This window comes from Pseudomonas sp. RL_5y_Pfl2_73 (assembly GCF_963970515.1).
Lineage (GTDB): Bacteria > Pseudomonadota > Gammaproteobacteria > Pseudomonadales > Pseudomonadaceae > Aquipseudomonas.
In genome coordinates this window covers 292842-318235 of sequence record NZ_CAXAPD010000002.1, presented here as the reverse complement: position 1 = coordinate 318235, position 25394 = coordinate 292842, and the positions used below count along the sequence as shown (strand labels likewise).

The following is a 25394-nucleotide window of genomic DNA, read 5'->3' as shown; positions in this document are numbered from 1 at the left end:
TGATTCTCCCGGGTGAAACCAATCCTAATGTGGGAGCGAGCTTGCTCGCGATTGCGGTGTGTCAGTCAACATCAAGTCGACTGAGCGGACGCTATCGTGAGCAAGCTCGCTCCCACCGTTTGATCTTCGGTGACAGGCCCCTACAGGGCGTCAAATCGCCCCGTCGGTGCGCAGCTTGGCGATCTGCTGTGCATCGTAGCCAAGCTCACCGAGCACTTGTGCATTGTGTTCACCCAGCGCCGGCCCGACCCATTCAGAGGTGCCCGGGGTGTCGGAAAGTTTCGGTACGATCCCCGGCATCTTGAACGCCTTGCCGTCCGGCAACTTGGCCTGCAGGAACATCTCACGGGCCAGAAACTGCGGGTCGCTGAACATGTCCTCGGCACTGAAGATCCGACTGGCCGGCACCCCGGCCTGGTTCAATTGGTCGATAACGCTGTCGAGCGGTAGCGAGTTGACCCAGCGATCGATGACGCCGTACAGCTCGTCGCGGCGGCTGTCACGGCCATCGTTGCTGGCCAGTTGCGGGTCATTGGCCAGGTCGTCACGGCCAATGATCTGCATGAAGCGCTTGAAGATCGCGTCGCCGTTGGCACCAATCTGCACGTGCTTGCCGTCGGCGCTGGTGTGGATGGACGAAGGGGTGATGCCGGGCATGATGTTGCCGGTGCGCTCACGGATGAAACCGAACACGTCGAACTCCGGCACCATGCTTTCCATCATGGCGAAAATTGCCTCGTACAAGGCCACGTCCACCACTTGCCCGGTTCCGCCATTGATCTCGCGGTGACGCAGGGCCATCAATGCGCCAATCACGCCCCAGAGGGCGGCGATGGAGTCGCCGATGGAAATCCCGGTGCGTACCGGCGGACGGTCCTCGAACCCGGTGATGTAGCGCAGGCCGCCCATGGATTCGCCCACCGCGCCAAACCCCGGTTGATCCTTCATCGGCCCGGTCTGGCCGAAGCCCGAAAGCCGCACCATCACCAGTTTCGGGTTCAGTGCATGCAGGACATCCCAGTCCAGGCCGAGCTTTTCCAGTACGCCGGGGCGAAAATTCTCGATCAGGATATCGGCTTCGCCGATCAGTTTTTTCAGGATCGCCAGGCCTTCGGGATGCTTGAGGTTCAAGGTCAGGGACTTCTTGTTGCGTGCCTGGACGAACCACCACAGCGAGGTGCCTTCGTACAACTTGCGCCACTTGCGCAGGGGGTCACCGCCGTCGGGCGATTCGACCTTGATGACTTCGGCACCGAATTCGCCGCAGATGCGCGAGGCGAAGGGCCCGGCGATCAAGGTGCCGAGTTCGATGACTTTGACGCCGGCAAGGGGTTTGACAGTAATCGACATGACAGATCCTGTAGGACAAAGGCAGAACGAATAGAGCGTTTTATCATAGGCCAAGGCTGGTCGCCGCAGGTTGATGGTCGGCAATTCGTGGATTGTCCGTGTCATCGGTTAGACTTGCCGCCTTTCCTCGTATCAAGAAGCCCGTTCATGGCCCAGCCGTCCACGACTTACAAGTTTGAACTGAACCTCACCGATCTCGACCGCAATGTGTATGAGAATGTGAAGCAGACCATCGCCCGCCATCCTTCGGAAACCGAAGAGCGCATGACCGTGCGCCTGCTGGCCTACGCGTTCTGGTACAACGAACTGCTGGCGTTTGGTCGTGGTCTGTCAGACGTCGACGAGCCTGCGCTGTGGGAAAAAAGCCTGGATGACCGTGTGCTGCACTGGATCGAAGTCGGTCAGCCGGATGCCGATCGCCTGACCTGGTGCTCGCGCCGGACCGAGCGCACCAGCCTGCTGGCCTACGGCAGCCTGCGGGTCTGGGAAGGCAAGGTGATCCCGGCGGTCAAGAACCTGAAAAACGTCAACATCGCCGCCGTGCCCCAGGAAGTGCTCGAAACTCTGGCCCAGGACATGCCCCGGGTGATCAAGTGGGACGTGATGATCAGCGAGGGCACGATTTTCGTGACCGACGACCGTGGCCAGCATGAAGTCCAACTGCAATGGTTGCTGGGCGAGCGTGGTTGAGCCCACTGGGCCCTGTAGGAGCTGCCGAGCGAAGCGAGGCTGCGATCTTTCCCCTGGGGCTTGAGTCTCGCGAAAGATCAAAAGATCGCAGCCTTCGGCAGCTCCTACGGGGTCCAGCGTGAGCAAGCGCTCTTGTCACAGTCTGCGATTCCTACAAAAAAATAGAGAAACGTCCGTTCCCCATGCGCATAGAACCCCGCCCACTGCCCGACACCCTGCCATTTCTCGGTGACCTGCCGCCCCTGTTGACCCGCCTGTACGCGGCGCGTGGTGTGCAGTCAGAGGCTGAACTGGACAAGAGCCTGGCGCGCTTGATTCCCTTTCAGCGTCTCAAGGGGATCGAGGCCGCGGTGGATCTGCTGGTGACGGCGCTGGAGCAGCGCCAGCGTATCCTGATCGTGGGGGACTTCGATGCCGATGGCGCGACCGCCAGCACCGTGGGCATGCTGGGGTTGCGCCTGCTCGGTGCGGCCCATGTCGATTACCTGGTGCCCAATCGCTTCGAATATGGCTACGGGCTGACCCCGGAAATCGTCGAAGTTGCCCTGGCCCGCGAACCGCAGTTGCTGATCACCGTGGATAACGGCATCTCCAGCGTGGAAGGTGTGGCGGCGGCGAAAGCGGCAGGGCTCCAGGTACTGGTCACCGACCACCACTTGCCCGGCCTCGAACTGCCGGCTGCCGATGCCATCGTCAATCCGAACCAGCCGGGTTGCGAGTTTCCGAGCAAGGCCCTGGCCGGTGTCGGCGTCATTTTTTATGTGCTGATGGCGCTGCGCGCCCGTTTACGCAGCCTGGGGTGGTATGCCAGTACACCTCAGCCGAACATTGGTGAATTGCTCGACCTGGTGGCCCTGGGCAGCGTGGCCGACGTGGTGCCGCTGGACGCGAATAACCGCATCCTGGTGCACCAGGGTCTGGAACGGATTCGCGCCGGGCGTGCCCGGCCCGGTATCAAGGCGATCCTGGAAGTCGCCAAGCGCGACGCGTCGCGGATTACCTCCACCGACCTCGGATTTATCCTCGGGCCACGTCTGAATGCGGCGGGGCGCCTGGACGACATGAGCCTGGGCATCGAATGCCTGCTCACCGACGACCCGGCCCTGGCGCGGGAGATGGCGGCGCAACTGGACGGCATGAACCAGGACCGCAAATCCATCGAGCAGGGCATGCAGCGCGAAGCCCTGGCTCAGCTCAAGGACCTGCCGGTGGAGTCGATGCCATTCGGTTTGTGCCTGTTCGATCCGCAGTGGCACCAAGGGGTCATCGGCATCCTCGCTTCGCGGATGAAAGAGCGCTATTTCCGGCCGACCATTGCCTTTGCCGATGCCGGGGACGGTTTGCTCAAGGGCTCGGGGCGCTCGGTGCCGGGCTTTCACATTCGCGATGCGCTGAGCGTGGTGGCGGCGCAGCATCCCACCCTGATCAGCAAGTACGGCGGTCACGCCATGGCGGCGGGGCTGACGCTGCCGGAAGCGAATTTTCCGTTGTTTGCCGAGGCGTTCGACGCGGAGGTGCGCCGGCAGTTGCGCGAAGAAGACCTGACCGGCCGACTGTTGTCGGATGGCACCTTGGCGGTGGAGGAATTCCACCTGGAGCTGGCTCGGGCGCTGCGTCATGCCGGTCCCTGGGGCCAGCATTTCCCGGAGCCGATGTTTCATGGCGTGTTCCAGTTGGTCGAACAGCGCGTGGTGGGCGAACGGCACCTGAAGGTCATCCTCAAGAGCGAGTGCGGCTCGGTGAAACTCGATGGTATTGCCTTTGGCATCGACCGCGAGATCTGGCCCAACCCTACGGTGCGTTGGGTGGAACTGGCCTACAAACTCGACCTCAACGAGTTCCGCGGTCAGGAAACGGTGCAGTTGATGATTGCCCATATCGAGCCGCGATAGGCACAGCCCTGATCTGGCGTCCGGACTCTGTGGCGAGGGAGCTTGCTCCCACTGGAGGCTGTAGGAGCTGCCTCACGAAGCGAGGCGGCGATCTTTCCAAATTCAATTGAGTATTCAGTAAAGCTCAAAATCAGAAGATCGCAGCCTTCGGCAGCGCCTACAGACCCAATGCGCCACACCGTCGATTTTTAAGTTCTGAACCCTCCGTCCTTGCGGGTTGTCGACTAGGCTCTAAGCACTGCTTGATAGCCCTTGTGACGTCTTGTCGAGTTTTTTGCCCGCGGGGGCGGGTGTTGCACCTTTTGTCACTCGTCGACTTTTCAAACAGAACCCTGGAGCCTGCCCACTGATTCGAGAGGTGCCCCATGAGTCTGCTGCTGGAACCCTATACCCTTCGCCAATTGACCCTGCCCAATCGTATCGCGGTATCGCCGATGTGCCAGTATTCGAGCACCGATGGCCTAGCCAACGATTGGCACCTGGTGCACTTGGGCTGCCGTGCCGTGGGTGGTGCCGGCCTGGTGTTCACCGAAGCCACCGCCGTCACCGCCGAGGGGCGCATCACCGCCCAAGACCTGGGGCTGTGGAATGATGAGCAGATCGAACCCTTGCAACGCATCACCCGTTTCATCACCGCCCAAGGGGCCGTGCCGGGCATACAACTGGCCCATGCCGGACGCAAGGCCAGCACCTGGCGACCCTGGCTGGGCAAGCATGGCAGCGTAAAACCGGCGGACGGCGGCTGGGTTCCGGTCGGCCCATCACCGATTGCCTTCGACCCGCAACACACTCAGCCGGTGCAGTTGGACGAAGGGCAGATCGCCGGTGTGATCCAGGCCTTCGTGGAGTCGGCCAAGCGCGCCCTCACGGCCGGCTTCAAAGTGATCGAGGTCCATGCGGCCCATGGTTATCTGCTGCATCAATTCCTGTCGCCCTTGAGCAATCAGCGGCGCGATCAATACGGTGGCTCGTTCGAGAACCGCATCCGCTTGGTGCTGCAAGTCACCGAGGCGATCCGGGCCGTATGGCCTGAACAGCTGCCGGTGTTCGTTCGCGTCTCCGCCACCGATTGGGTCGAGGACGGTTGGAACCCGGATGAGACCGTGGAGCTGGCGCGGCGATTCAGGGCATTGGGGGTGGACTTGATCGATGTGTCATCGGGTGGCACGGCCGCCAATGCGGAAATTCCAACCGGCCCGGGTTACCAGACACGCTTTGCCGAACGGGTGCGCAAAGAGTCGGAAATCGCCACCGGCACCGTCGGCATGATCACCGAGCCGGCCCAGGCCGAACACATCCTGCGCACCTGCCAGGCCGACATCATTTTCCTGGCACGCGAATTGTTGCGCGATCCGTACTGGGCCCTGCATGCCGATGATGACCTGGGCGGCCGCAAGGCCACGTGGCCGGCACAGTACCAGCGGGCCACGCATCGGGACCAGCCGATTCATGAGTCGGATTTGCGCGATTGAGTGTCACGCTAAAACAAAAAGCCCCGGTCGATTTGGCCGGGGCTTTTTGTTTATTTGATTGAAAGATTTAGTGCTTGTACCGGCCTCATCGCGAGCTGGCTCGCTCCCACAGTGGATCTGTTGTGTGGCGCAGAGAGTGTTCACAACAAGACTCAATGTGGGAGCGAGCCTGCTCGCGAAGGCGTCATTCCTGACGCAGCAGGGCTCAGGGATACTTACGCTTATCCGGCGCCGGCGGGAAGTACTGGTACAACCAGGTCTCGCTCAAGGTGCGGTCCTCGGTGCGAATGAACAGGCGCATCTGCACTGGCTCCACACTGTCGTCGGTCGGGTGCCAGTCGAAGGTGATGCGGTAGCCCTTGATCGCATCCAGCACTAACACGTTGAAGTCCTTCACTTCACCGTGGGAGCAGGTCACCACCGGTTCGATGCCAGTGCCCGGCGGCAGTTGGTCGAGGCCGCCGCCGCTGAAGTCCACGGCAAAGCGACGGGCCCAGACGGTTGGGTAATGCTCGCCCGGTGCCCAGCCTTCGACGAAGCCGCCCATGCCTGAGCGGGTGGCGTCGACGCGGGCCAGGTCCGTGCTGACCGGCGGCAGCGCACTCCAGTAGAGCTTGTAGCCATAGTTCAGCGAGTCACCGGCGGCCACCGGCTTTTTCGGCGTCCAGAACGCGACAATGTTGTCCAGGGTTTCGCCGGTGGTAGGAATCTCCAGCAAGTCCACCGAGCCTTCGCCCCAGGCCGTCGTCGGTTCGACCCACAGGCTTGGGCGCTTGCTGTACCAGTCCACGGTGTCCTGGTAGCTGGCAAAGTCGTGGTCGGTCTGCACCAGGCCGAAGCCTTTCGGGTCCTTGTCGGCGAAAGCGTTGAATTGCAGGGTGGCGGGGTTGTTTAGCGGACGGCACACCCACTCGCCGTTGCCGCGCCACATGGCCAGCCGGTCGGAGTCGTGGATTTGCGGGTGAATGGTGTCGCACATGCGCCGCTCGACGGTGCCACAGCTGAACATGCTGGTCATGGGCGCGATCCCCAGTTGTTCGATGGCGGTACGGGCATTGATGTGTGCGTCGATCTCCATCACCACCCGGGTCGGCTGGCAATCGATGTCAAACCGATAGGCACCGGTGGCGCTGGGGGAGTCGAGCAGGGCATAGACCACGAACTGGGTGCTGTTCTTTTCCGGGGTTTCGAACCAGAACTGGGTGAAGTCCGGGAACTCCTCATGCTTCTTTGCATAGGTGTCAATGGCCAGGCCGCGGGCCGATAGCCCGTACTGGCCGCGGGCGTCCACGGCACGGAAGTAGCTGGCCCCCAGAAACGAAACGATGTCGTGCCGGTCCAGCTCCGGCGCCTTGAAGACGCGAAAACCGGCGAAGCCCAGGTCACCCGTCAGTTGCGCGGTGTTGACCGTGGTTTTCTCATAGTTGAACAGTTCCGGACGGAAGTGCACCTCACGGGCCATACGGGTCTTCGTATTGACGCTGTACATGCGCACCGGCTGTTTGAAACCCATGCCAACGTGGAAGAACTGCGCGTCCAACTGCCGTCCGTCCAAGTCATTCCACAGGGAGTGGTTGGCGTCGTACTGGATGGCGTTGAACTGCAGCGGCGACATCAGGGCCAGGGTTTCTGGCAGTACTTGCTTGGTGTCGACATAGCGGCTCTCGGCCAGCCGTCGGGCCTGATCCTTCAAACCGTTGAAATCGAAGGGACGGGCTTCGCCGTCGGCCGTCTGATCGGCGGCCCAGGCGCGTGCGGCCATGAGCCCGGAGGCCGACAGCCCGGTGTAGGCGGCGAAGGCCATGGAGGCCTTGAGCAAATTCCTGCGGTGCATAAATACAACCTTTCTCGAAACAATCCCGAGCCGATCCTGGCAATAGAGACTGATAAGGGAGTTCGGACATGCCTTTGGCCAAACGCGACGAACGTAAGAACAGATGCCTGAGCGCTGGATCGGTTCACCGAGGCGAAAAATCATAGGTGAAAGTCGGGCTTGGAGAGAAAGGAAAGCGTGGCGTGGTCAAATTTTCTTACAGTTATTTCTTTTTTTATGTCGTTTTCGACTTTTTTTGACTAATTACTCTAAAACCCTCTTTTCACGCTTTGAATCCTCCCTATTCTTTAGCGTGATAAGCGATTTAACCCGGGTTCAGCAGGCGCTATCAGGCCAATCACGACGTAAAGAAGGACGACTCATGACAAAAATACAGGGCATTACCGAAATGCTGGGGATCTTTCCAGGCCTGACCAACCCGCGCAGGACACGCCGGCTCAGCCTGGAAGAATTGAGACTGGTGGAGCGCTATCGGGAGTTGTCGGAAAACGACCGCATCGCCATGCGCTATCTGGTGGATGCAATGCGCAGTGTTTCGCGGTTTTGAAGCGTGACGCAGGTGCGCGGTCGGGGCAGGAGCGCCGGCCGACATCACTCCACCGACCAGTCCTGGGGACGTTCGGCGCGTTGGTGCAGTATTCGCAGGATTTGCAGTTGCCCCTGCTTGAGCCGGTAGGGGGCTACGAATGGGTAGCGCGTCAGCACCAGCTCTCGAATATCGGGAGCGACCGAAGGACGGCCCGAGCCGGGAAAGCGTTGCAGTTGGCGCAGTGTATCCAGGATGGCGCTGATGACGTCATCGGCGCCTTCTGCACCGATAGCGTTTAGGTAATGTCCGTGGATCGAGTCGAGGTCACTCTGTGCTCTGTCGGTCAGTACGATGCTCGGCACGTTTTGCCCACTTAGCCTTCACGGCGTCCAGATCGGTCAGGTTTCCAGCGTCGGCATCGGCTATGCCTTCGCTGATGGCTTGCAGATGCCAGGATTCGGCCTCCACATATCGGACCAGTGCACGCTTGAGGTGATATTGACGGTCGCGGTCGGTGGCGGCGGCCAGTAAGTCCAGCTGTTGGGCCAGACCTTCTTCCACACGAAAGGACAAAACGGGCGAGGCCATGGCTGATCTCCAAGGTGTATACGTTGTAGACACCCTAGGTGCTGCCAGGATTTCCGTCAACCGGCGAGCGTGCACCGATCGACGAAAACCTTAGTAGGACGAACACAGGGCAAGCGCGAGCCTGTGTTGTCAAGGTTGTCTGGTCGTCAATGCTTGAACATCACATGCCGCACCACCGTGTAATCCTCCAGTCCATACATGGACATGTCCTTGCCATAGCCGGAACGTTTCTGGCCGCCATGGGGCATTTCGCTGACGAGCATGAAGTGGGTATTCACCCAGGTGCAGCCGTATTGCAGGCGTGCCGATAGGCGATGGGCACGGCCGATGTCGGCGGTCCACACCGATGAGGCCAGGCCATAGTCCGAATCGTTGGCCCAGGTCAGTACTTGTGCTTCGTCGAGGAACGGCGTGACGGACACTACTGGCCCGAAGACTTCCCGGCGAACGATTTCGTCGTCCTGCTGGGCGTCGGCCAATACTGTCGGTTCGAAGAAAAACCCGTTGCCTTCCACGGCCTTGCCACCGGTGATCAGGCGGATATGCGGCTGGGCGATGGCCCGTTCGACGAAACCGGCCACGCGGTCGCGGTGCTGGGCGGTGATCAGAGGGCCCATCTCGGTGTCTGGCGCGGTTTGCAGGCCGTACTTGATGCTGCCCACCGCGGCGCCGAGCTTCTCGACAAACTGGTCGTAGATGCCCTGCTGGGCATAGATGCGGCAGGCGGCGGTGCAGTCCTGGCCGGCGTTGTAGAAACCGAAGGTGCGGATGCCTTCCACCGCCGCGTCAATATCGGCGTCGTCGAAAATAATCACCGGGGCCTTGCCGCCCAGCTCCATGTGCATGCGTTTGACGCTGTCGGATGTGCTGGAAATGATGTTCGAGCCAGTGGCGATGGAGCCGGTCAGCGACACCATGCGCACTTTCGGGTGGATGACCAGCGGGTTGCCGACGGTTTGCCCACGGCCGAAGATCACGTTGAGCACGCCGGCTGGGAAAATCTCCGACGCCAGTTCCGCCAGGCGCAACGCGGTCAGTGGGGTCTGCTCCGACGGCTTGAGCACCACGGTATTACCGGCGGCCAGGGCCGGGGCGATTTTCCAGGCGACCATCATCAGCGGGTAGTTCCACGGCGCGATGGAGGCGATGACGCCCACCGGGTCGCGGCGGATCATCGAGGTGTGCCCCGGCAGGTATTCGCCACCCGCCGAACCGCTCATGCAGCGACTGGCGCCAGCAAAGAAGCGGAACACGTCGGCAATCGCCGGGATCTCGTCATTCAGCGCGGCACCCAAGGGTTTGCCGCAGTTGTCCGACTCCAGCTTCGCCAGTTCCTCGCCGTGGGCTTCGATGGCATCGGCCAACTTGAGCAGCAATAGGGAACGGTCCTTGGGCGGTACTTGCGACCAAGACTCGAAAGCGGCGTCCGCGGCGCGCACGGCGGCATCGACCTGAGCTTCGCTGGCTTCATTGATCTCCACCAGCACCCGCCCCAGCGCCGGGTTGAATACCGCCTGGCCAGGGCCTTCGCCGTTCACCAGATGGCCGTTGATCAGCAGTTTGGTTTGCATGTCCATGTCCTCTTGAATCTTGTTTGTGACGCCTGTGGGAGCGGGCTTGCTCGCTCCCACAGGGGATCCGGTTTCACAGTGACATCTATTTCCCGCCGCTACCGGCCACGCTCTCACCGCCTCGGGTCAGGTAATACGCGCCCAATATCGGCAACATCGTGACCATCATCACCAGCATCGCCACCACGTTGGTCACAGGCACGTCGCGCGGACGGCTGAGCTGGTTGAGCAGCCACAGCGGCAAGGTGCGTTCGTGGCCGGCGGTGAAGGTGGTGACGATGATCTCGTCGAATGACAGCGCAAACGCCAGCATCCCCCCGGCCAGCAGCGCCGAGCCGAGGTTGGGCAGGATGATGTAGCGAAAGGTCTGCCAGCCGTCGGCCCCCAGGTCCATCGAGGCCTCGATCAGGCTGTGGGAGGTGCGGCGCAGGCGGGCGATGACGTTGTTGTAGACGATCACCACGCAGAAGGTTGTGTGACCGACGATGATGGTGAACATGCCCGGCTCGATCCCCAGGGTCTTGAAGGTGGCCAGCAGCGCAATGCCGGTGATGATACCCGGCAAGGCAATCGGCAGGATCAGCATCAGCGAAATGCCCTGCTTGCCGAAGAAATCGCGCCGGTACAGCGCCGCGGAGGCCAGGGTGCCAAGCACCATGGCGATCAGCGTAGCGATGGCCGCGACCTGCAACGACAGCTTGATCGCCTCCAGCGCATCCGGGCGCGAGAAGGCGACGCTGAACCACTTCAGGGTCAGGCCCTTGGGCGGGAAGCTGAACGCCGCGTCCTCGGTGTTGAAGGCGTAGAGGAAGATGATCAGGATCGGGAAATGCAGGAACACCAGCCCGCCCCACGCCGCGATCCGCAAGCCCCACGAGGCCCGGTCTTGAGAGTCAGAGCGCATCGAAAGCTCCCAGTCGCTTGACGATGGATAAATAGAGGGCGATCAGCACAATGGGCACCAAGGTGAAGGCCGCGGCCATGGGCATGTTGCCGATGGCGCCTTGCTGGGCGTAGACCATGCTGCCGACGAAATAGCCCGGCGGGCCCACCAGTTGGGGCACGATGAAATCCCCCAGGGTCAGCGAAAAGGTGAAGATCGAGCCGGCGGCAATGCCGGGGATCGACAGCGGCAGGATCACCTGCATGAACGTCTGGTGTGGCCTGGCGCCCAGGTCTGCCGAGGCTTGCAGCAGCGATGGCGGCAGACGCTCCAGGGACGCCTGGATCGGCAGGATCATGAACGGTAGCCAGATGTAGACGAATACCAGGAAACGGCCCAGGTGTGAGGTGGACAAGGTGCTGCCACCCACGCCCGGGATCCCCAGCACGAACTGCAACACCGGCCCCAGGCCCAGGTGCTGGACGAACCACTGCGTCACGCCGCCCTTGGCCAGCAGCAGCGTCCAGGCATAGGCCTTGACGATGTAGCTGGCCCACATCGGCAGCATCACCGCGATGTAGAAAAATGCCTTGGTCTTGCCGCTGGTGTAGCGCGCCATGTAGTAGGCAACCGGGAACGCGATGATGGCGCTGGCGATGGACACCGCGATCGCCATGCTCAGGGTGCGCAAAATGATGTCGAAGTTCGACGGCTGGAACAGCGCCGCGAAATTCGCCAGGGTCAGGTCCGGCGTGACCGCCATGGTGAAGTCGTCGAAAGTGTAGAAACCCTGCCACAGCAAGGTCAGCAGTGAGCCCAGGTAGATCGCGCCGAACCAGATCAGCGGCGGCACCAGCAACATCAACAGGTACAGGTTGGGGCGCCGGTACAGCAGGTTGGAAAACCGTCGCAACGGTGAGCCGGGCGTGGGCGTTTGGGTGATGGCCTGGGTGTTCATCTCAGACCTCGCCACTGACGGTGTCGTGCAGCGCGACCATCGCCTCCCGCGCCCAGCGTACGCTCAGGTGCTGGCCGGTCTGGTGCTGGACTGTGTTGTCGAGCCACTGGGTGTTGGCCTGGCTGAGGTTCAGGGTCTGGCCATTGGCAAGTTTCAGCTCGTAGCGCGTGGCGCTGCCCTGGTACTGGATGTCGTGCAGCAGGCCGTGGACTTCGATCTCACCACTGGCCAACGGGCCCTCGGCGAAACGCACGTGTTCCGGGCGAATCGAGAACGGCTGTGGATAACCGCTCAGTTCCCGGGCCAACTCGCCACGGATCACGTTGGAGGTGCCAACGAATTCGGCGACGAAGGTGGTCGCCGGTTTCATGTACAGGTTGCGTGGGGTATCGACCTGTTCGATGCGGCCCTTGTTGAACACCGCTACGCGGTCGGACATCGACAGCGCTTCGGTCTGGTCGTGGGTGACGAAAATGAAGGTGATGCCCAGCTGGCGTTGCAGCTTCTTCAATTCGCCCTGCATCTGTTCGCGCAGCTTCAGGTCGAGGGCGCCCAAGGGTTCATCGAGCAGCAACACCCGCGGGCGATTGACCAGCGCTCGGGCCAAGGCCACGCGTTGGCGTTGGCCGCCGGAGAGCTGCACCGGCTTGCGTTCGCCGTAGCCGCCCAGGGCAACCATCTCCAGCGCTTCGTTGGCACGCTGGATGCGCTCGGCCTTAGCGACGCCTTTGACTTTCAGGCCGTAGGCCACGTTGTCGCGCACGTTCATATGGGGGAAGAGGGCGTAATCCTGGAACACCGTGTTGACGTCCCGCTGATAGGGCGCAAGCCCGGTGGCCTCTTCGCCGTGGATGCGGATCGAGCCGGCACTGGGTTGTTCGAACCCGGCGATCAGCCGCAGGCAGGTGGTCTTGCCGGAGCCGGACGGGCCCAACATGGAAAAGAACTCGCCGTCCTGGATGTCGATGCAAACCCGGTCAACGGCCTTCACTTCGCCAAATTGACGGGATACCTGGGTGAACTGGACTGCAAGCGTCATGGTGCGGGGCTCCAAAAGGCGGGGCGGGTATGAACCTTCAATGATTGGAATTCGATCCTGTGGCGAGGGAGCTTGCTCCCGCTGAGTGGCGACGGTAGGGGCTGTCGAGTACAACGAGGCTGCGATCTTTGCACTACCCATTGAATCGAGAGCGAAAGATCAAGATCAAAAGATCGCAGGCTTCGCCAGCTCCTACACACCAGCGGGAGCAAGCTCCCTCGCCACAGGGTTGCTCCGATTTAGCGCCCGCCCATGATCGCGATGTAGTCCTGGGTCCAGCGGCTGTACGGCACGAACTTGCCACCTTCGGCCTGTGGGGTTTTCCAGAAGGCGATCTTGTCGAACTGGTCGAAGCCGTTGGTCTTGCAGCCCTCGGCGCCCAGCAGTTCGCTGCCTTTGCACGCCGCCGGCACCGCCGGCAACGAACCGAACCACGCGGCGACGTCACCCTGGACTTTCGGTTGCAGTGACCAATCCATCCACTTGTACGCGCAGTTGGGGTGCTTGGCCTCGGCATGCAGCATCGTGGTGTCGGCCCAGCCGGTGGCGCCTTCTTTCGGAATGGTCGAGGCGATCGGTTGCTTCTCGTTCATCAGGCCGTTGACCTGATACGGCCAGGCGCCGGACGCGATCACGCCTTCGTTCTTGAAATCGCTCATCTGCACGGTGGTGTCGTGCCAGTAGCGGTGGATCAGCGGTTGCTGGGCCCGCAGCAATTGCAACACGGCCTTGTACTGGGTTTCGTCGAGTTGGTACGGGTCCTTGATGCCCAGCTCAGGCTTGGCGGTCTTGAGGTACAGCGCCGCGTCGGCGATGTAGATCGGGCCATCATAGGCTTGCACGCGCCCCTTGTTCGGCTTGCCGTCGGGCAAATCCTGGGCGTTGAACAGCACGCCCCAAGTGGTGGGTGCCTGCTTGAACACATCGGTGTTGTACATCAGCACGTTCGGGCCCCATTGGTACGGGGTGCCGTAGGTCTGCTGGTTGACCACGTACCACGGCGCATCCTTGAGGCGCGGGTCGAGGTTTTTCCAGTTGCTGATCAGTGCGGTGTTGATCGGCTGCACGCGCTTGCCGGCAATCAGCCGCAACGAGGCGTCGCCCGAGGCGGTGACCAAATCGTAGCCACCCTTGCTCATCAGGCTGACCATTTCGTCGGATGTCGCGGCGGTTTTCACATTGACCTTGCAGCCGGTTTCCTTCTCGAAACCCGTGACCCAATCGTAGGCCTTGTCGCTTTCGCCGCGTTCGATGTAACCCGGCCAGGCGACGATATCCAATTGGCCCTCACCAGTGCCAACGGCCTTGAGCGGTTCGGCGGCCTGGAGGCTGACGCTGGTCAGCAGCGCCGTGGTGATTGCACTGAGCAATACGGTCTTGTGCGCGTACATGGAAATCCCTCTTGCTTTAATTATGGTCGGGGCAGTGTTCGAACAGTGTGAAGCGCCATGGATGGCCTGTTATTAGAGTAGTGCTGTTATCTACAGATGCTGGCCGTGGCGGGCCATGATGTGGCGCACCACGCTGTAGTCCTGGAGCGAATCGCTGGAGAGGTCTTTCCCGTAGCCCGAACGTTTCAGGCCGCCGTGGGGCATTTCGCTGACCAGCATGAAATGGCTGTTGATCCAGGTGCAGCCGTATTGCAGCCGCGCCGCCACCTGCATGGCCTTGTCCAGGTTCTGGGTCCATACCGAAGACGCCAGGCCGTACTCGGAATCGTTGGCCCAATCCACCGCCTGGCTGAGTTCGTCGAAGCGGGTCACGGTGACGACCGGGCCGAAGACTTCGCGCTGGACGATTTCATCGCTTTGCTTGCAGCCGGCCAGCAGCGTGGGTTGGTAGTAGAAACCGGCGCCGGAATGCACGGCCGCGCCGGTGATGCGTTCGATGTGTGGCTGGCCGAGGGCGCGTTCGACAAAACTGGCCACTCGGTCGCGCTGGCGGGTGCTGATCAGCGGGCCGATCTCATTGTCGGCGTCGCGCTTGCCGGCAAAGCGCAGGCTGCTGACCGCCGCGTCGAGTTCGGCCACCAGGCGGTCGTGAATCCCGTCCTGGGCGTAGATCCGGCATGCCGCGGTGCAATCTTGCCCAGCGTTGTAATAACCGTAGGTGCGCACGCCTTCGACCACAGCCTGGATGTCGGCGTCGTTGCACACGATCACCGGCGCCTTGCCGCCCAGCTCCAGGTGCGTGCGCTTGAGGGTTTTTGCCGCTGCCTGGAGGATCTTCTGTCCGGTGACGATATCGCCGGTCAGCGAGACCATGCGCACTTTGGGATGGCTGACCAGATGGCTGCCGACCCCTTCGCCGCCCCCGCAAAGGATGTTGATCACGCCCCGTGGCAGGATCTGGGCCAGTGTCGGCGCCAGGGCCAGGATCGACAGTGGCGTGTGTTCCGATGGCTTGAACACCAGCGTATTGCCGGCGGCCAGGGCCGGGGCGATTTTCCAGGCAGCCATCATGATCGGGTAGTTCCATGGCGCAATGGACGCCACCACGCCGATCGGGTCGCGGCGCACCATACTGGTGTAACCGGGCAGGTATTCGCCACTGAGCTGGCCGGTCTGGCAGCGCACGGCGCCGGCGAAGAAACGGAATACATCCACCGTCGCACTGAGGTCGTCCTGGCGCGCCAGGTGCAGCGGCTTGCCGCAGTTCAGGGATTCGAGGCGGGCCAGCTCATCGGCGTTCTTTTCGATGGCGCTGGCAATGTCCAGCAGCAGGTTCGAGCGTTGTTGCGGCGTGGTGCGCGACCAGCCGTCGAAGGCCTGATGGGCGGCGAGGATCGCGGCTTCGACCTGCTCGGTGCTGGCCTCGGCGATGTGAGCCACTACTTCACCGGTGGCCGGGTTGAGGATCGGCTCGACAATGCCTTCACCGGGAACGAGTTCTCCGTCGATCAGCAGCGCGGTGCACAACGGGGTTTGCGTACCAGCCATGTTCGCCTTCTCTTTTAAGGGGGATGACTACTGCTATCAGTTACAACACAAAACCTGTGGGAGCGAGCCTGCTCGCGATAGCGGTCTATCTGTACCGCCGCTTCGCGAGCAGGCTCGCCCCCACAATGGATTGCGGCGATGCAGCAAGACTAGTGCCCAGCTTTAAGGCCGACAAATTCGAAATACTCAAGGCTGCGTTCGATTAAATAGATGGCTTGCGCCCACCATGGGGTTGTTCCCGGGCGACGGCCAGGAATGGGTCGACCGAGGCCGGTCGCGCCGTGCCCCGGCGCCAGGCCAGGCCGACGTCGAGGGTCTGGTTGAGATCGGCAATCGGTCGCGCTTCGATGATGTCGCCTTCCAGCGACCAGGGGCGGTACGTCATGTCTGGCTGGATCGACACCCCCAACCCTGCCGCCACCAGGCTGCGCACCGCTTCGGTCGAGGCAGTACGCAGGCTGATCTTCGGTTGCAGGCCGGCACCGCGCCACAGGCGCTGGGCGTTACGGTCCATTTCGTCGACGTTCAGTTGGATCAACGGCTCGCGGGCCACGTCGGCCAGGTTGATGCTGTCGTGTTCCAGCAGTGGGTGCTGCGCCGGCAGCCACAAGCGGTGTGGTGAGTGCGTCAGGACTTCGGTCTGCAAGGCGTCGCGGTCTTCCAGGTTGGACAGGATCAACACCCCGACGTCGATTTCGCCGCTGACCAGCAAATGCTCGATGTAGGGTCGCTCGTCCTCCATCACCCGGATTTCCACATTGGGATAGGCGCGCTGGAAGCGGGTCAACAGGTCCGCCAGGTAATACCCGGCGACCAGGCTGGTGACGCCAATGGTGACCTGGCCGGCGACTTGGTCGGTGCTCTGTTGCAGGCTGCGCTTGGCGTTCTCGACGGTGGCCAGGATCAGGTGGGCCTGGCGCAGGAATTGATGCCCCTGGTGGGTCAGGGTCATGCCCTTGGCATGGCGGTTGAACAGGCTGACGCCGATTTCCTGCTCCAGTTGCTGGATGGCCAGGGTCAAGGTGGACTGGGAAATGAACGCCGTTTGCGCAGCGGCAGAGATGGAGCCGGTTTCGGCCACGGCGATGAAATGGCGGATCTGACGCAGGGTCATCATGGTCGAATCCCCGGTGGGCGATTTTATCGATGTACTGGAGTGTATATCGTTTTTTTAGAAGGGCAGGTGAGCGCTTCGCTGAAGGCGTCAGGCAACATCTGGAAGCAATCTCGCCCGCGGCGCCAAAGCATTTTCGATCTAGGCTGGTGGCCTCAAGTTGACCCGAATAGGTGGAGGCAACAAATGAACACCCGTGGATTGCTCGATCAGCTTCTCAAGTCCGGCCAGGAAATGTTGCAGAACAAGGCCGGCGGCGCCCAGGGCAAGTCGTCCGGCGGCCTGGGCGGCATGCTTTCCGGTGCGAGTGGTGGGGCACTGGCCGCCGGGGCCATGGGCCTGTTGCTGGGCAACAAGAAAGCCCGCAGTTTCGGCGGAAAGGCCCTGGCCTACGGTGGTCTCGCGGCCTTGGGCGTGATCGCCTACAAGGCCTACGGCAACTGGCAGGCCCAGCAAGGCACCGCGCCGAAAACCGAACCGCAGACCCTCGACCGCGTCCCCCCGGCGCAGGTTGAGCAGCACAGCCAGGCGATCCTCAAGGCGCTGGTGGCGGCGGCCAAGGCCGACGGCCATGTGAACGAGCGCGAGCGCCAGTTGATCGAAGGCGAATTCACCAAGCTCGACAACGACCAGGAACTGCAACACTGGCTGCACGCCGAACTCAACAAGCCCCTGGACCCCACCGACGTCGCCCGCGCCGCCAGTACCCCGGAAATGGCGGCGCAAATGTACATCGCCAGCGTGATGTTGGTGGATGAGGAAAACTTCATGGAGAAATCCTATCTCGATGAACTGGCGCGCCAACTCAAACTGGAGCCAGGGCTGAAGGTGGAGTTGGAGAAACAGGTACGCCAGGCGACTGTATAGAACAGTCCCAAGCTAGCTCCCACAGTGGTTTTGTGTCGTCTGATACTCCTGTGTCCAACGCATTTCCTGTGGGAGCGAGCCTGCTCGCGATGGGGCCCGGTCAGTCACAGCTTCGTTGCCTGACACTGCGCTGTCGCGAGCAGGAGACATTGCTCATCTTGAGAAAACTACGAGGCTTCGCCTTCGTCAAAAATCTTCTCACACCGCCATACAGGCCTGACACCGCCCTCGGCTATACTCCCCGGCATTTCAAGTGCCTGAGGTTTTACTGTGAAGAATTGGACATTACGCCAACGCATCCTGGTGAGTTTTGCAGTGATCATCGCCATTATGCTGTTGATGGTGGTTGTCTCCTATTCACGGTTGTTGAAGATCCAGGACGGTGAAGAAAACGTCCGGGTCGAGGCGGTGCCAGGGGTGTATTACAGCTCCATGATTCGCGGTGGCTGGGTTGACAGCTACGTCTTGACCCAACAAATCGTCGGCCATTCGGGCAATCGGGAAATCACCGCTGAGGACAAGGCCCTTTACCAGGGCTTCGAGCAGCACCTGCGCGAAGAAATACAGAACTATCAAAAACTGATCCAGAACCCGGCCGACCAAGTCTCTTTCGACGAGTTCGAGGCCAATCACCTGGCGTTCAATCAGGCCATGGCAAAGGTCCTGGACTTGTACCAGCGCAAGGATTACGAAAGTGCGCGGCAGGCTCTGGACAAAGAGCTGACGCCAGCATGGATCGGCGGCCGCGAGCATTTGAATCACATCATCGAGCGCAATCGTGAGCTGGCGGAAAACGCCACCCAGACCATCGACGATGCAGTAACGGCGGCCAAGGTCGCCATGGGCCTGTCGTTACTGGTCGCGCTGATCATTGCTGTGCTCTGTGGCCTGTTGCTGATGCGGGCGATCATGGGGCCGATGAACCGCATCGTCGAGATCCTCGAGATCATGCGCAGCGGCGACCTGAGCGGGCGCCTGAACCTGGCGCGTAAAGACGAATTCGGTGCCGTGGAAACCGGCTTCAACGACATGATGGCCGAGCTGACCTCACTGGTGTCCCAGGCCCAACGCTCCTCCGTGCAGGTCACCACCTCGGTCACTGAAATCGCCGCCACCTCGCGCCAGCAACAGGCTACGGCCACCGAAACCGCTGCCACCACCACCGAGATTGGCGCGACGTCCCGGGAAATCGCCGCCACCTCCCGAGACCTGGTGCGCACCATGACCGAAGTGTCCACCGCCGCCGACCAGGCCTCGGTGGCCGCCGGTTCCGGTCAGCAAGGCCTGGCGCGCATGGAAGAAACCATGCATTCGGTGATGGGGGCCGCCGACCTGGTGAACGCCAAGTTGGCGATCCTCAACGAGAAGGCCGGCAACATCAACCAAGTGGTGGTGACCATCGTCAAAGTGGCCGACCAGACCAACCTGTTGTCCCTCAACGCGGCCATCGAGGCCGAAAAGGCCGGCGAATACGGTCGCGGTTTTGCCGTGGTCGCCACTGAAGTACGACGCCTGGCTGACCAGACCGCCGTAGCGACCTATGACATCGAGCAGATGGTGCGCGAGATCCAGTCCGCGGTGTCGGCCGGGGTGATGGGCATGGACAAGTTCTCCGAAGAAGTGCGTCGGGGCATCGCCGAAGTGCAGCAGGTGGGTGAGCAACTGTCGCAGATCATCCATCAGGTCCAGGCCCTGGCACCGCGGGTGTTGATGGTCAACGAAGGCATGCAGGCCCAGGCCACCGGCGCCGAGCAAATCAACCACGCCCTGGTGCAACTGGGCGATGCCAGCAGCCAGACCGTGGAGTCCCTGCGCCAGGCCAGTTCCGCCATCGACGAGCTGAGCCAGGTAGCCGTGGGGCTGCGCAGCGGCGTCTCGCGTTTCAAAGTCTGATGGGCGAACTCGAGACCCGGCGTGGCGTCGCTCCGACGGCCCGCCAGACGTTGTTCCTGGTGTTCAGCATCGACAACGAACGTTACGCCCTGCAGGCCATCGATGTGGTGGAAGTGCTGCCGCGCCTACCCCTCAAACCGATCGCCCGGGCGCCGTCCTGGGTAGCGGGGGTGTTTGCCTGGCGTGGCACGGTGGTGCCGGTGATCGACCTGTGCGCCCTGACCTTTGGCCAGAGCGCCGAGGCCCGGACCAGTACGCGACTGGTGCTGGTGCGCTATCAGGGCGACACGCAACAAACGGGACAGGTGCTGGGCTTGATTCTGGAACAGGCGACCGACATGGTGCGCTGTGACCCAGCCGATTTCAAACCCTATGGCCTGGACAACCACCAGGCACCGTACCTTGGCCCAGTACGCGAAGATGCCCAGGGGTTGCTGCAATGGGTAAGGGTCAATGACCTGCTCGATGAATCCGTTCGAGCGCTGCTGTTCCCTGCGCCGCCGCTGAGCCTCGACGACCTCGAGGCAACGCCATGAACAACGACCAACGTTTTTTTGATTTTCTCAAGGAGCGCATCGGCCTGGATGTGACCTCCGTCGGCACCGCGATCATTGAGCGAGCTGTGCGCCAGCGCATCGCTGCCGTGCCCGGGCGAACCGTCGATGAATATTGGCGCGGCCTACAGCATTCGGCCCAGGAGCAGCAGGCGCTGATCGAAGCGGTGATCGTCCCGGAGACCTGGTTCTTCCGCTACCCGGAATCCTTCGCGACCCTCGCCAGGCTGGCCGTCAAGCGTCTGTCCGAGATCAAGCACCTGCGCGCGCTGCGCATTCTCAGCCTGCCGTGTTCCACCGGCGAAGAACCTTATTCGATCGCCATGGCCTTGCTCGACGCAGGCCTGGGACCGCATCAGTTCAAGGTAGACGGCCTGGACGTCAGCCCGCTGTCGGTGGCGCGGGCCAAGGAAGCGCGTTACGGCAGGAATTCCTTCCGTGGCGCGGAGCTGGGTTTTCGCGAGCGGTACTTCGACGCCGAAGACGAGGGTTACCGCCTCAGCGAGCGGGTGCGCGAACAGGTGCGTTTGCAAGTGGGCAACCTGCTGGATCCGGCTTTGCTGGTGAACGAGGCTCCTTATGACTTTGTGTTCTGTCGCAACTTGCTGATCTATTTCGACCAGCCGACCCAGCAGCAGGTGTTCGAGGTACTCAAGCGCCTGACCCATCAGGACGGTGTGCTGTTTATCGGCCCCGCCGAGGGCAGCTTGCTGGGACGCCTGGGCATGCGCTCGATCGGGATCGCCCAATCGTTCGCCTTCAGCCGCCAAGGGGCCCCTGAGCCACAATCGTTGCCGGCCTTGATGCCGACCCCGTTGCCGGTTCGTCAGCCACCGCCCCGCGTCGTCCCGCCGGTGATTCGACCGCGGCCGTTTACGGCGAGCGTGACGCCGATTGCCGAACCCAAAAGCAGCGACACCGCGACCTTGCTGGCCAATATCGCCGCCCTGGCCAACGGCGGCAAAAGCGCCGAGGCCCGCGAGGCTTGCGAAGCCTACGTGCGCAGCCACGCACCAAACGCCCAGGTTTTCTATTGGTTGGGCCTGCTCAGCGACATGGCCGGCAGCGCCCTTGAAGCCCAGGGTTTTTATCGCAAGGCGCTTTATCTTGAACCGCAACACGCCGAGGCACTGGTGCATCTGGCGGCGCTGCTGGCTTCCCAGGGAGACGCGGCCGGAGCCCGTCGATTGCAGGAACGCGCCGCTCGCAGCGGACGCACGGCAGACAGTGAGCATAAACAATGAGCGGTTCGGCTTCTTACACCGTCACCCATGACGATGCCCAAGCTATCGACGACTGCTGGAATCGCATCGGGGTGCATGGCGACAAATCCTGTCCGTTGTTGGTCGAGCATATCCACTGCCGCAACTGTTCGGTGTATTCAGCGGCCGCTACCCGGCTGCTCGATCGTTATGCCTTGCCGCAGGATCAGCGGGATCTGTCCCTTGCCCCCGTGGACACCGATGTGGTCACGCGCTCGCTGCTGATGTTCCGCCTCGGCGAGGAATGGCTGGGCCTGACGACGCGCAGCCTGGTGGAAGTGGCGCCGTTGCAGCCGATCCATTCCTTGCCCCACCAGCGCTCGCGGGCCTTGTTGGGCGTGGCGAATGTACGCGGGGCGCTGGTGGCCTGCCTGTCGCTGGTGGAGCTGTTGGACCTGGAGCCCGGCGCGGCGGTGGTTTCCGGCGCACGGGTCATGCCGCGCATGTTGATTGTCGCGGCCAAGGGCGGGCCGGTGGTGGTGCCGGTGGATGAGGTGGACGGCATCCACGCCATCGATGAACGCATCCTGGCGAGCGCTTCGCAATCGACGGGCAAGTACACCCGTGGCGTGCTGCCCTATAAGGGCCGCAGTCTGCGCTGGCTGGATGAAGAACAACTGCTGTGCGCCGTGGCTCGGAGCCTGTCATGACCCCTGATCAGATGCGCGACGCCTCGTTGCTGGAACTGTTCAGCCTGGAAGCCGAAGCCCAGGTCCAGGTGCTGAGCGCCGGCCTGCTGGCCCTGGAGCGCGATCCGACCCAGGCCGATTACCTGGAGTCGTGCATGCGCGCGGCGCATTCCCTCAAGGGCGCGGCGCGCATTGTCGGGGTGGACGCCGGGGTTAGCGTGGCCCATGTGATGGAAGATTGCCTGGTCAGTGCCCAGGAGCGGCGTCTGGTCCTGGGCGCTGAACACATTGATGCCTTGCTGCAAGGCACGGACCTGCTGACGCGCATCGCCACCCCGGGCAATAGTGTCGGCGCCCCGGACATCGACGCCTATGTAGCGTTGATGGGGCGCCTGCTTGATCCCAACGCGCCACAGGCGCCGGCAGTGGCGTTACCGAGCGTCGAAACACCGGCCGAGCCGCTACACGTCGAGCTACCGGAAGTGGAACTGCCCACAGCAACGGAGCCGCCCGCCAAGCGCAAACGGGTCACCGAAGGCGGCGAACGGGTTTTGCGGGTCACTGCCGAACGCCTCAACAGCTTGCTCGATTTGTCGAGCAAGTCCCTGGTAGAGACCCAGCGCCTCAAGCCCTGGCTGGCGACGTTGCAACGGCTCAAGCGCCAGCAAAGCACAGGCCTGCGCGCCCTTGAAGAGCTGAACCTACACCTCAAGGACCACGCCCTGAGCCTGCAAGCCCAGGAAGCCCTTGGCGATGCTCGCCGTTTGCTTGCCGAAACCCAGCAATTGCTGGCGCAGAAAACCGCCGAGCTGGATGAGTTCGCCTGGCAGGCCAGTCAGCGGGCGCAGGTGCTGTACGACACGGCGCTGGCCTGTCGTATGCGACCGTTCGCCGATGTGCTTTCGGGCCAGGCACGCATGGTCCGGGACTTGGGCCGCAGCCTGGGCAAGCAGGTGCGCCTGGAGATTGAAGGCGAGAAGACCCAGGTCGACCGTGATGTGCTGGAAAAACTAGAAGCGCCGCTGACCCACCTGTTGCGTAACGCCGTAGACCATGGCATCGAATCCCCGGAGCAACGAATACTGGCCGGCAAGCCGGCCGAAGGCCTGATCCGCCTGCGGGCTTCCCATCAGGCTGGCTTGTTGGTGTTGGAACTGGCGGATGACGGCGCCGGGGTGGACCTGGAGCGGGTGCGCCGCAGCATCGTCGAGCGCGGGCTTTCCCCTGAGCAAACCGCCGCCAGCCTGAGTGAAGAGGAACTGCTGACCTTCCTGTTCCTGCCCGGTTTCAGCCTGCGCGACACAGTCACCGAAGTGTCCGGGCGCGGCGTCGGCCTGGACGCCGTCCAGCACATGGTCCGGCAGTTGCGCGGTGCGGTGGTGCTGGAGCAGACGGCGGGCGAGGGCAGTCGTTTCCATCTCGAGGTGCCGCTGACGCTGTCGGTGGTGCGCAGCCTGGTGGTGGAAGTCGGCGATGAAGCGTATGCCTTTCCCCTGGCCCACATCGAACGCATGTGCGACCTGGCGCCGGAGGACATCGTCCAGGTTGAAGGCCGCCAGCATTTCTGGCACGAAGGCCGGCATATCGGGCTGGTCGCCGCCAGCCAATTGCTCAATCGGCCGGCGCCGCAAGGCAGTAGCCAGACCCTCAAGGTCGTGGTGATACGCGAGCGCGAGAGGATCTATGGCGTGGCGGTGGAGCGGTTCATCGGCGAGCGGACCCTGGTGGTTCTGCCCCTGGACGAACGCTTGGGCAAGGTCCAGGACATTTCCGCTGGGGCCTTGCTCGACGATGGCTCGGTGGTGTTGATTGTCGATGTCGAAGACCTGCTGCGTTCGGTGGACAAGCTGCTCGATACCGGGCGCCTGGAACGCATCGCCCGGCAGAACCAGGCCCAGGCCCCGCGCAAGCGGATCCTGGTGGTGGATGATTCCCTGACCGTGCGCGAGCTGCAACGCAAGTTGTTGCTCAATCGCGGCTACGACGTGGCGGTGGCGGTGGATGGCATGGACGGCTGGAACGCCTTGCGCTCGGAGGATTTCGACCTGCTGATCACTGACATCGACATGCCGCGCATGGACGGCATCGAGCTGGTGTCGCTGTTGCGGCATGACAACCGCTTGCAATCGCTGCCGGTGATGGTGGTGTCCTACAAGGACCGCGAAGAGGATCGCCGTCGTGGCCTGGATGCCGGCGCCGACTATTATCTGGCCAAGGCGAGCTTCCACGACGACGCCTTGCTCGACGCCGTGGTTGAATTGATCGGAGGGGCTCGCGCTTGAAGATCGCCATCGTCAATGACATGCCCCTGGCGGTCGAGGCCTTGCGCCGTGCCCTGGCGTTCGAGCCGGCGCATCAACTGGTCTGGGTGGCCACCAACGGGGGCGAGGCGGTGCAGCGTTGTGCCGAATACACCCCGGACCTGATCCTCATGGACCTGCTCATGCCGATCATGGATGGCGTGGAGGCCACCCGGCGGATCATGGCCGCCAGCCCATGCGCTATCGTTATCGTCACCGGTGACAGCCAGCAGAACGTCCACCGGGTGTTCGAGGCCATGGGTCACGGTGCGCTGGATGTGGTCGATACCCCGGCCCTGGGCGTCGGCAACCCGGCGGACGCGGCGGCGCCGCTACTGCGCAAGATCACCAACATCGGCTGGCTGATCGGTGAGCGCAACAAGCGTGAGCGACCCGCGCCGGCGGCGCAGCGTGCGGCGGTGTCGCGCAAGAGCCTGGTCGCCATCGGGTCGTCGGCGGGCGGGCCGGCGGCGCTGGAGGTGCTGCTCAAGGCGCTGCCGCGTGACTTTGCCCCGGCCATCGTGCTGGTCCAGCATGTGGACGAGGTGTTCGCCGCAGGCATGGCCGAGTGGCTGGGCAGTGTGTCGGGCCACACGGTGCGCCTGGCCCGGCACGGCGAGACGCCGCAGAGCGGCACGGTGTTACTGGCGGGGACCAACCATCATTTGCGCTTGTTGAAGGACGGCACCCTGGCCTATACCGCCGAGCCGGTGAACGAGATCTACCGGCCGTCCATCGACGTGTTTTTCGACAGTGTCGCCCGGTACTGGAGCGGTGACGCGGTGGGCGTATTGCTCACCGGCATGGGTCGCGACGGTGCACAAGGGCTTAAACTCATGCGCCAGCAGGGCTATGTGACCATCGCCCAGGACCAGCGCAGCAGTGCGGTGTACGGGATGCCCAAAGCGGCTGCCGCCATCGACGCCGCCGTCCATATTCTCGCCCTGGACGCTATCGCGCCTCGGTTGTTGGAGATTTTTACCCCATGAAGAACCCCGTCAGCGTTGCCCCAGGCCGTATTCAGGTAAGC

The 25394-nt window shown here is 62.4% G+C and carries 22 protein-coding genes; 11 read left to right on the top strand and 11 right to left on the bottom strand.

Features of this window, described 5'->3' with window-relative positions:
* Positions 1 to 150: 150 nt before the first annotated feature.
* Positions 151 to 1350: a CaiB/BaiF CoA transferase family protein gene (locus AACY42_RS03275; RefSeq protein ID WP_339476436.1), complete on the bottom strand. Its 1200-nt coding sequence runs from the start codon at positions 1348 to 1350 to the stop codon at positions 151 to 153.
* A 147-nt stretch (positions 1351 to 1497) separates the two neighbouring features.
* Between AACY42_RS03275 and AACY42_RS03270 the strand changes: the two genes are divergently transcribed.
* From AACY42_RS03270 to AACY42_RS03260, 3 genes are all read left to right on the top strand, one after another.
* A complete protein-coding gene (locus AACY42_RS03270) occupies positions 1498 to 2040 on the top strand; it encodes a YaeQ family protein (RefSeq protein ID WP_003198109.1) in 543 nt (180 codons plus the stop codon).
* A gap of 182 nt (positions 2041 to 2222) precedes the next feature.
* Positions 2223 to 3932, top strand: coding sequence for a single-stranded-DNA-specific exonuclease RecJ (gene recJ / locus AACY42_RS03265; RefSeq protein WP_339476432.1), 1710 nt, complete (start codon positions 2223 to 2225; stop codon positions 3930 to 3932).
* 365 nt (positions 3933 to 4297) lie between these two features.
* Positions 4298 to 5404 carry an NADH:flavin oxidoreductase/NADH oxidase gene (locus tag AACY42_RS03260; RefSeq protein ID WP_339476429.1) on the top strand — a complete coding sequence of 369 codons (1107 nt, stop codon included), beginning with the start codon at positions 4298 to 4300 and terminating at the stop codon, positions 5402 to 5404.
* Between the two features lie 205 nt (positions 5405 to 5609).
* Here AACY42_RS03260 and AACY42_RS03255 read toward each other — a convergent pair whose 3' ends face one another.
* Positions 5610 to 7238: a glucan biosynthesis protein D gene (locus AACY42_RS03255; RefSeq protein WP_339476427.1), complete on the bottom strand. Its 1629-nt coding sequence runs from the start codon at positions 7236 to 7238 to the stop codon at positions 5610 to 5612.
* A 361-nt stretch (positions 7239 to 7599) separates the two neighbouring features.
* On the opposite strand from AACY42_RS03255, the gene AACY42_RS03250 reads away from it, so the two are divergent.
* Positions 7600 to 7785, top strand: coding sequence for a hypothetical protein (locus AACY42_RS03250; protein WP_003198116.1), 186 nt, complete (start codon positions 7600 to 7602; stop codon positions 7783 to 7785).
* Positions 7786 to 7829: 44 nt separating this feature from the next.
* On the opposite strand, the gene AACY42_RS03245 is transcribed toward AACY42_RS03250, so the two are convergent.
* From AACY42_RS03245 to AACY42_RS03205, 9 genes are all read right to left on the bottom strand, one after another.
* The gene (locus AACY42_RS03245) at positions 7830 to 8129 is read right to left on the bottom strand and encodes a type II toxin-antitoxin system RelE/ParE family toxin (protein WP_339476424.1); all 300 of its coding nucleotides are present in this window, start codon (positions 8127 to 8129) and stop codon (positions 7830 to 7832) included.
* A complete protein-coding gene (locus AACY42_RS03240; RefSeq protein ID WP_003198119.1) occupies positions 8092 to 8355 on the bottom strand; it encodes a CopG family ribbon-helix-helix protein in 264 nt (87 codons plus the stop codon). Before AACY42_RS03240 ends, AACY42_RS03245 begins: the two co-directional genes overlap by 38 nt.
* A gap of 146 nt (positions 8356 to 8501) precedes the next feature.
* A complete protein-coding gene (locus AACY42_RS03235; RefSeq protein WP_339476422.1) occupies positions 8502 to 9926 on the bottom strand; it encodes a gamma-aminobutyraldehyde dehydrogenase in 1425 nt (474 codons plus the stop codon).
* Between the two features lie 85 nt (positions 9927 to 10011).
* Positions 10012 to 10830: an ABC transporter permease gene (locus AACY42_RS03230; protein ID WP_339476420.1), complete on the bottom strand. Its 819-nt coding sequence runs from the start codon at positions 10828 to 10830 to the stop codon at positions 10012 to 10014.
* Positions 10820 to 11767 (bottom strand): ABC transporter permease, encoded by a 948-nt coding sequence (locus AACY42_RS03225; RefSeq protein WP_339476418.1) that lies wholly within the window; start codon positions 11765 to 11767, stop codon positions 10820 to 10822. The genes AACY42_RS03230 and AACY42_RS03225 overlap by 11 nt, the downstream gene beginning before the upstream one ends.
* A 1-nt stretch (position 11768) precedes the next feature.
* The gene (locus AACY42_RS03220; protein ID WP_339476415.1) at positions 11769 to 12806 is read right to left on the bottom strand and encodes an ABC transporter ATP-binding protein; all 1038 of its coding nucleotides are present in this window, start codon (positions 12804 to 12806) and stop codon (positions 11769 to 11771) included.
* 239 nt (positions 12807 to 13045) lie between these two features.
* Positions 13046 to 14197, bottom strand: coding sequence for a putative ABC transporter substrate-binding protein YdcS (gene ydcS, locus AACY42_RS03215; RefSeq protein WP_339476412.1), 1152 nt, complete (start codon positions 14195 to 14197; stop codon positions 13046 to 13048).
* Positions 14198 to 14287: 90 nt separating this feature from the next.
* Positions 14288 to 15745 (bottom strand): gamma-aminobutyraldehyde dehydrogenase, encoded by a 1458-nt coding sequence (locus AACY42_RS03210; protein WP_339476409.1) that lies wholly within the window; start codon positions 15743 to 15745, stop codon positions 14288 to 14290.
* A gap of 202 nt (positions 15746 to 15947) precedes the next feature.
* Positions 15948 to 16862: a LysR family transcriptional regulator gene (locus AACY42_RS03205; RefSeq protein WP_339476406.1), complete on the bottom strand. Its 915-nt coding sequence runs from the start codon at positions 16860 to 16862 to the stop codon at positions 15948 to 15950.
* A 183-nt stretch (positions 16863 to 17045) separates the two neighbouring features.
* On the opposite strand from AACY42_RS03205, the gene AACY42_RS03200 reads away from it, so the two are divergent.
* The 7 genes from AACY42_RS03200 (at position 17046) to AACY42_RS03170 (ending at position 25353) form a co-directional block, all read left to right on the top strand.
* Positions 17046 to 17726, top strand: coding sequence for a tellurite resistance TerB family protein (locus AACY42_RS03200; protein WP_339476403.1), 681 nt, complete (start codon positions 17046 to 17048; stop codon positions 17724 to 17726).
* 330 nt (positions 17727 to 18056) lie between these two features.
* The gene (locus AACY42_RS03195; RefSeq protein WP_445261521.1) at positions 18057 to 19619 is read left to right on the top strand and encodes a methyl-accepting chemotaxis protein; all 1563 of its coding nucleotides are present in this window, start codon (positions 18057 to 18059) and stop codon (positions 19617 to 19619) included.
* Complete coding sequence (locus AACY42_RS03190; RefSeq protein WP_339476398.1) at positions 19619 to 20155, top strand: chemotaxis protein CheW; 537 nt, start codon at positions 19619 to 19621, stop codon at positions 20153 to 20155. The genes AACY42_RS03195 and AACY42_RS03190 overlap by 1 nt, the downstream gene beginning before the upstream one ends.
* Positions 20152 to 21417, top strand: coding sequence for a protein-glutamate O-methyltransferase CheR (locus tag AACY42_RS03185; RefSeq protein ID WP_339476396.1), 1266 nt, complete (start codon positions 20152 to 20154; stop codon positions 21415 to 21417). The genes AACY42_RS03190 and AACY42_RS03185 overlap by 4 nt, the downstream gene beginning before the upstream one ends.
* Positions 21414 to 22085 (top strand): chemotaxis protein CheW, encoded by a 672-nt coding sequence (locus AACY42_RS03180; protein ID WP_339476394.1) that lies wholly within the window; start codon positions 21414 to 21416, stop codon positions 22083 to 22085. Before AACY42_RS03185 ends, AACY42_RS03180 begins: the two co-directional genes overlap by 4 nt.
* On the top strand, positions 22082 to 24346 hold the full coding sequence (locus AACY42_RS03175) for a hybrid sensor histidine kinase/response regulator (RefSeq protein WP_339476391.1): 2265 nt from the start codon (positions 22082 to 22084) through the stop codon (positions 24344 to 24346). The genes AACY42_RS03180 and AACY42_RS03175 overlap by 4 nt, the downstream gene beginning before the upstream one ends.
* Complete coding sequence (locus AACY42_RS03170) at positions 24343 to 25353, top strand: chemotaxis response regulator protein-glutamate methylesterase (RefSeq protein ID WP_339476388.1); 1011 nt, start codon at positions 24343 to 24345, stop codon at positions 25351 to 25353. The genes AACY42_RS03175 and AACY42_RS03170 overlap by 4 nt, the downstream gene beginning before the upstream one ends.
* Positions 25354 to 25394 lie beyond the last annotated feature (41 nt).

Bases quoted from the DNA above. Each gene is read 5' to 3' on its own strand.
- AACY42_RS03270 (WP_003198109.1), top strand. From the start codon at position 1,498: ATGGCCCAGCCGTCCACGACTTACAAGTTTGAACTGAACCTCACCGAT.
- AACY42_RS03220 (WP_339476415.1), bottom strand. From the start codon at position 12,806: ATGACGCTTGCAGTCCAGTTCACCCAGGTATCCCGTCAATTTGGCGAA.
- ydcS (WP_339476412.1), bottom strand. From the start codon at position 14,197: ATGTACGCGCACAAGACCGTATTGCTCAGTGCAATCACCACGGCGCTG.
- AACY42_RS03175 (WP_339476391.1), top strand. From the start codon at position 22,082: ATGACCCCTGATCAGATGCGCGACGCCTCGTTGCTGGAACTGTTCAGC.
- AACY42_RS03200 (WP_339476403.1), top strand. From the start codon at position 17,046: ATGAACACCCGTGGATTGCTCGATCAGCTTCTCAAGTCCGGCCAGGAA.
- AACY42_RS03255 (WP_339476427.1), bottom strand. From the start codon at position 7,238: ATGCACCGCAGGAATTTGCTCAAGGCCTCCATGGCCTTCGCCGCCTAC.
- AACY42_RS03260 (WP_339476429.1), top strand. From the start codon at position 4,298: ATGAGTCTGCTGCTGGAACCCTATACCCTTCGCCAATTGACCCTGCCC.
- AACY42_RS03190 (WP_339476398.1), top strand. From the start codon at position 19,619: ATGGGCGAACTCGAGACCCGGCGTGGCGTCGCTCCGACGGCCCGCCAG.
- AACY42_RS03250 (WP_003198116.1), top strand. From the start codon at position 7,600: ATGACAAAAATACAGGGCATTACCGAAATGCTGGGGATCTTTCCAGGC.
- AACY42_RS03195 (WP_445261521.1), top strand. From the start codon at position 18,057: ATGCTGTTGATGGTGGTTGTCTCCTATTCACGGTTGTTGAAGATCCAG.
- AACY42_RS03205 (WP_339476406.1), bottom strand. From the start codon at position 16,862: ATGATGACCCTGCGTCAGATCCGCCATTTCATCGCCGTGGCCGAAACC.
- AACY42_RS03235 (WP_339476422.1), bottom strand. From the start codon at position 9,926: ATGCAAACCAAACTGCTGATCAACGGCCATCTGGTGAACGGCGAAGGC.
- AACY42_RS03180 (WP_339476394.1), top strand. From the start codon at position 21,414: ATGAGCGGTTCGGCTTCTTACACCGTCACCCATGACGATGCCCAAGCT.
- recJ (WP_339476432.1), top strand. From the start codon at position 2,223: ATGCGCATAGAACCCCGCCCACTGCCCGACACCCTGCCATTTCTCGGT.
- AACY42_RS03240 (WP_003198119.1), bottom strand. From the start codon at position 8,355: ATGGCCTCGCCCGTTTTGTCCTTTCGTGTGGAAGAAGGTCTGGCCCAA.
- AACY42_RS03185 (WP_339476396.1), top strand. From the start codon at position 20,152: ATGAACAACGACCAACGTTTTTTTGATTTTCTCAAGGAGCGCATCGGC.
- AACY42_RS03225 (WP_339476418.1), bottom strand. From the start codon at position 11,767: ATGAACACCCAGGCCATCACCCAAACGCCCACGCCCGGCTCACCGTTG.
- AACY42_RS03210 (WP_339476409.1), bottom strand. From the start codon at position 15,745: ATGGCTGGTACGCAAACCCCGTTGTGCACCGCGCTGCTGATCGACGGA.
- AACY42_RS03275 (WP_339476436.1), bottom strand. From the start codon at position 1,350: ATGTCGATTACTGTCAAACCCCTTGCCGGCGTCAAAGTCATCGAACTC.
- AACY42_RS03230 (WP_339476420.1), bottom strand. From the start codon at position 10,830: ATGCGCTCTGACTCTCAAGACCGGGCCTCGTGGGGCTTGCGGATCGCG.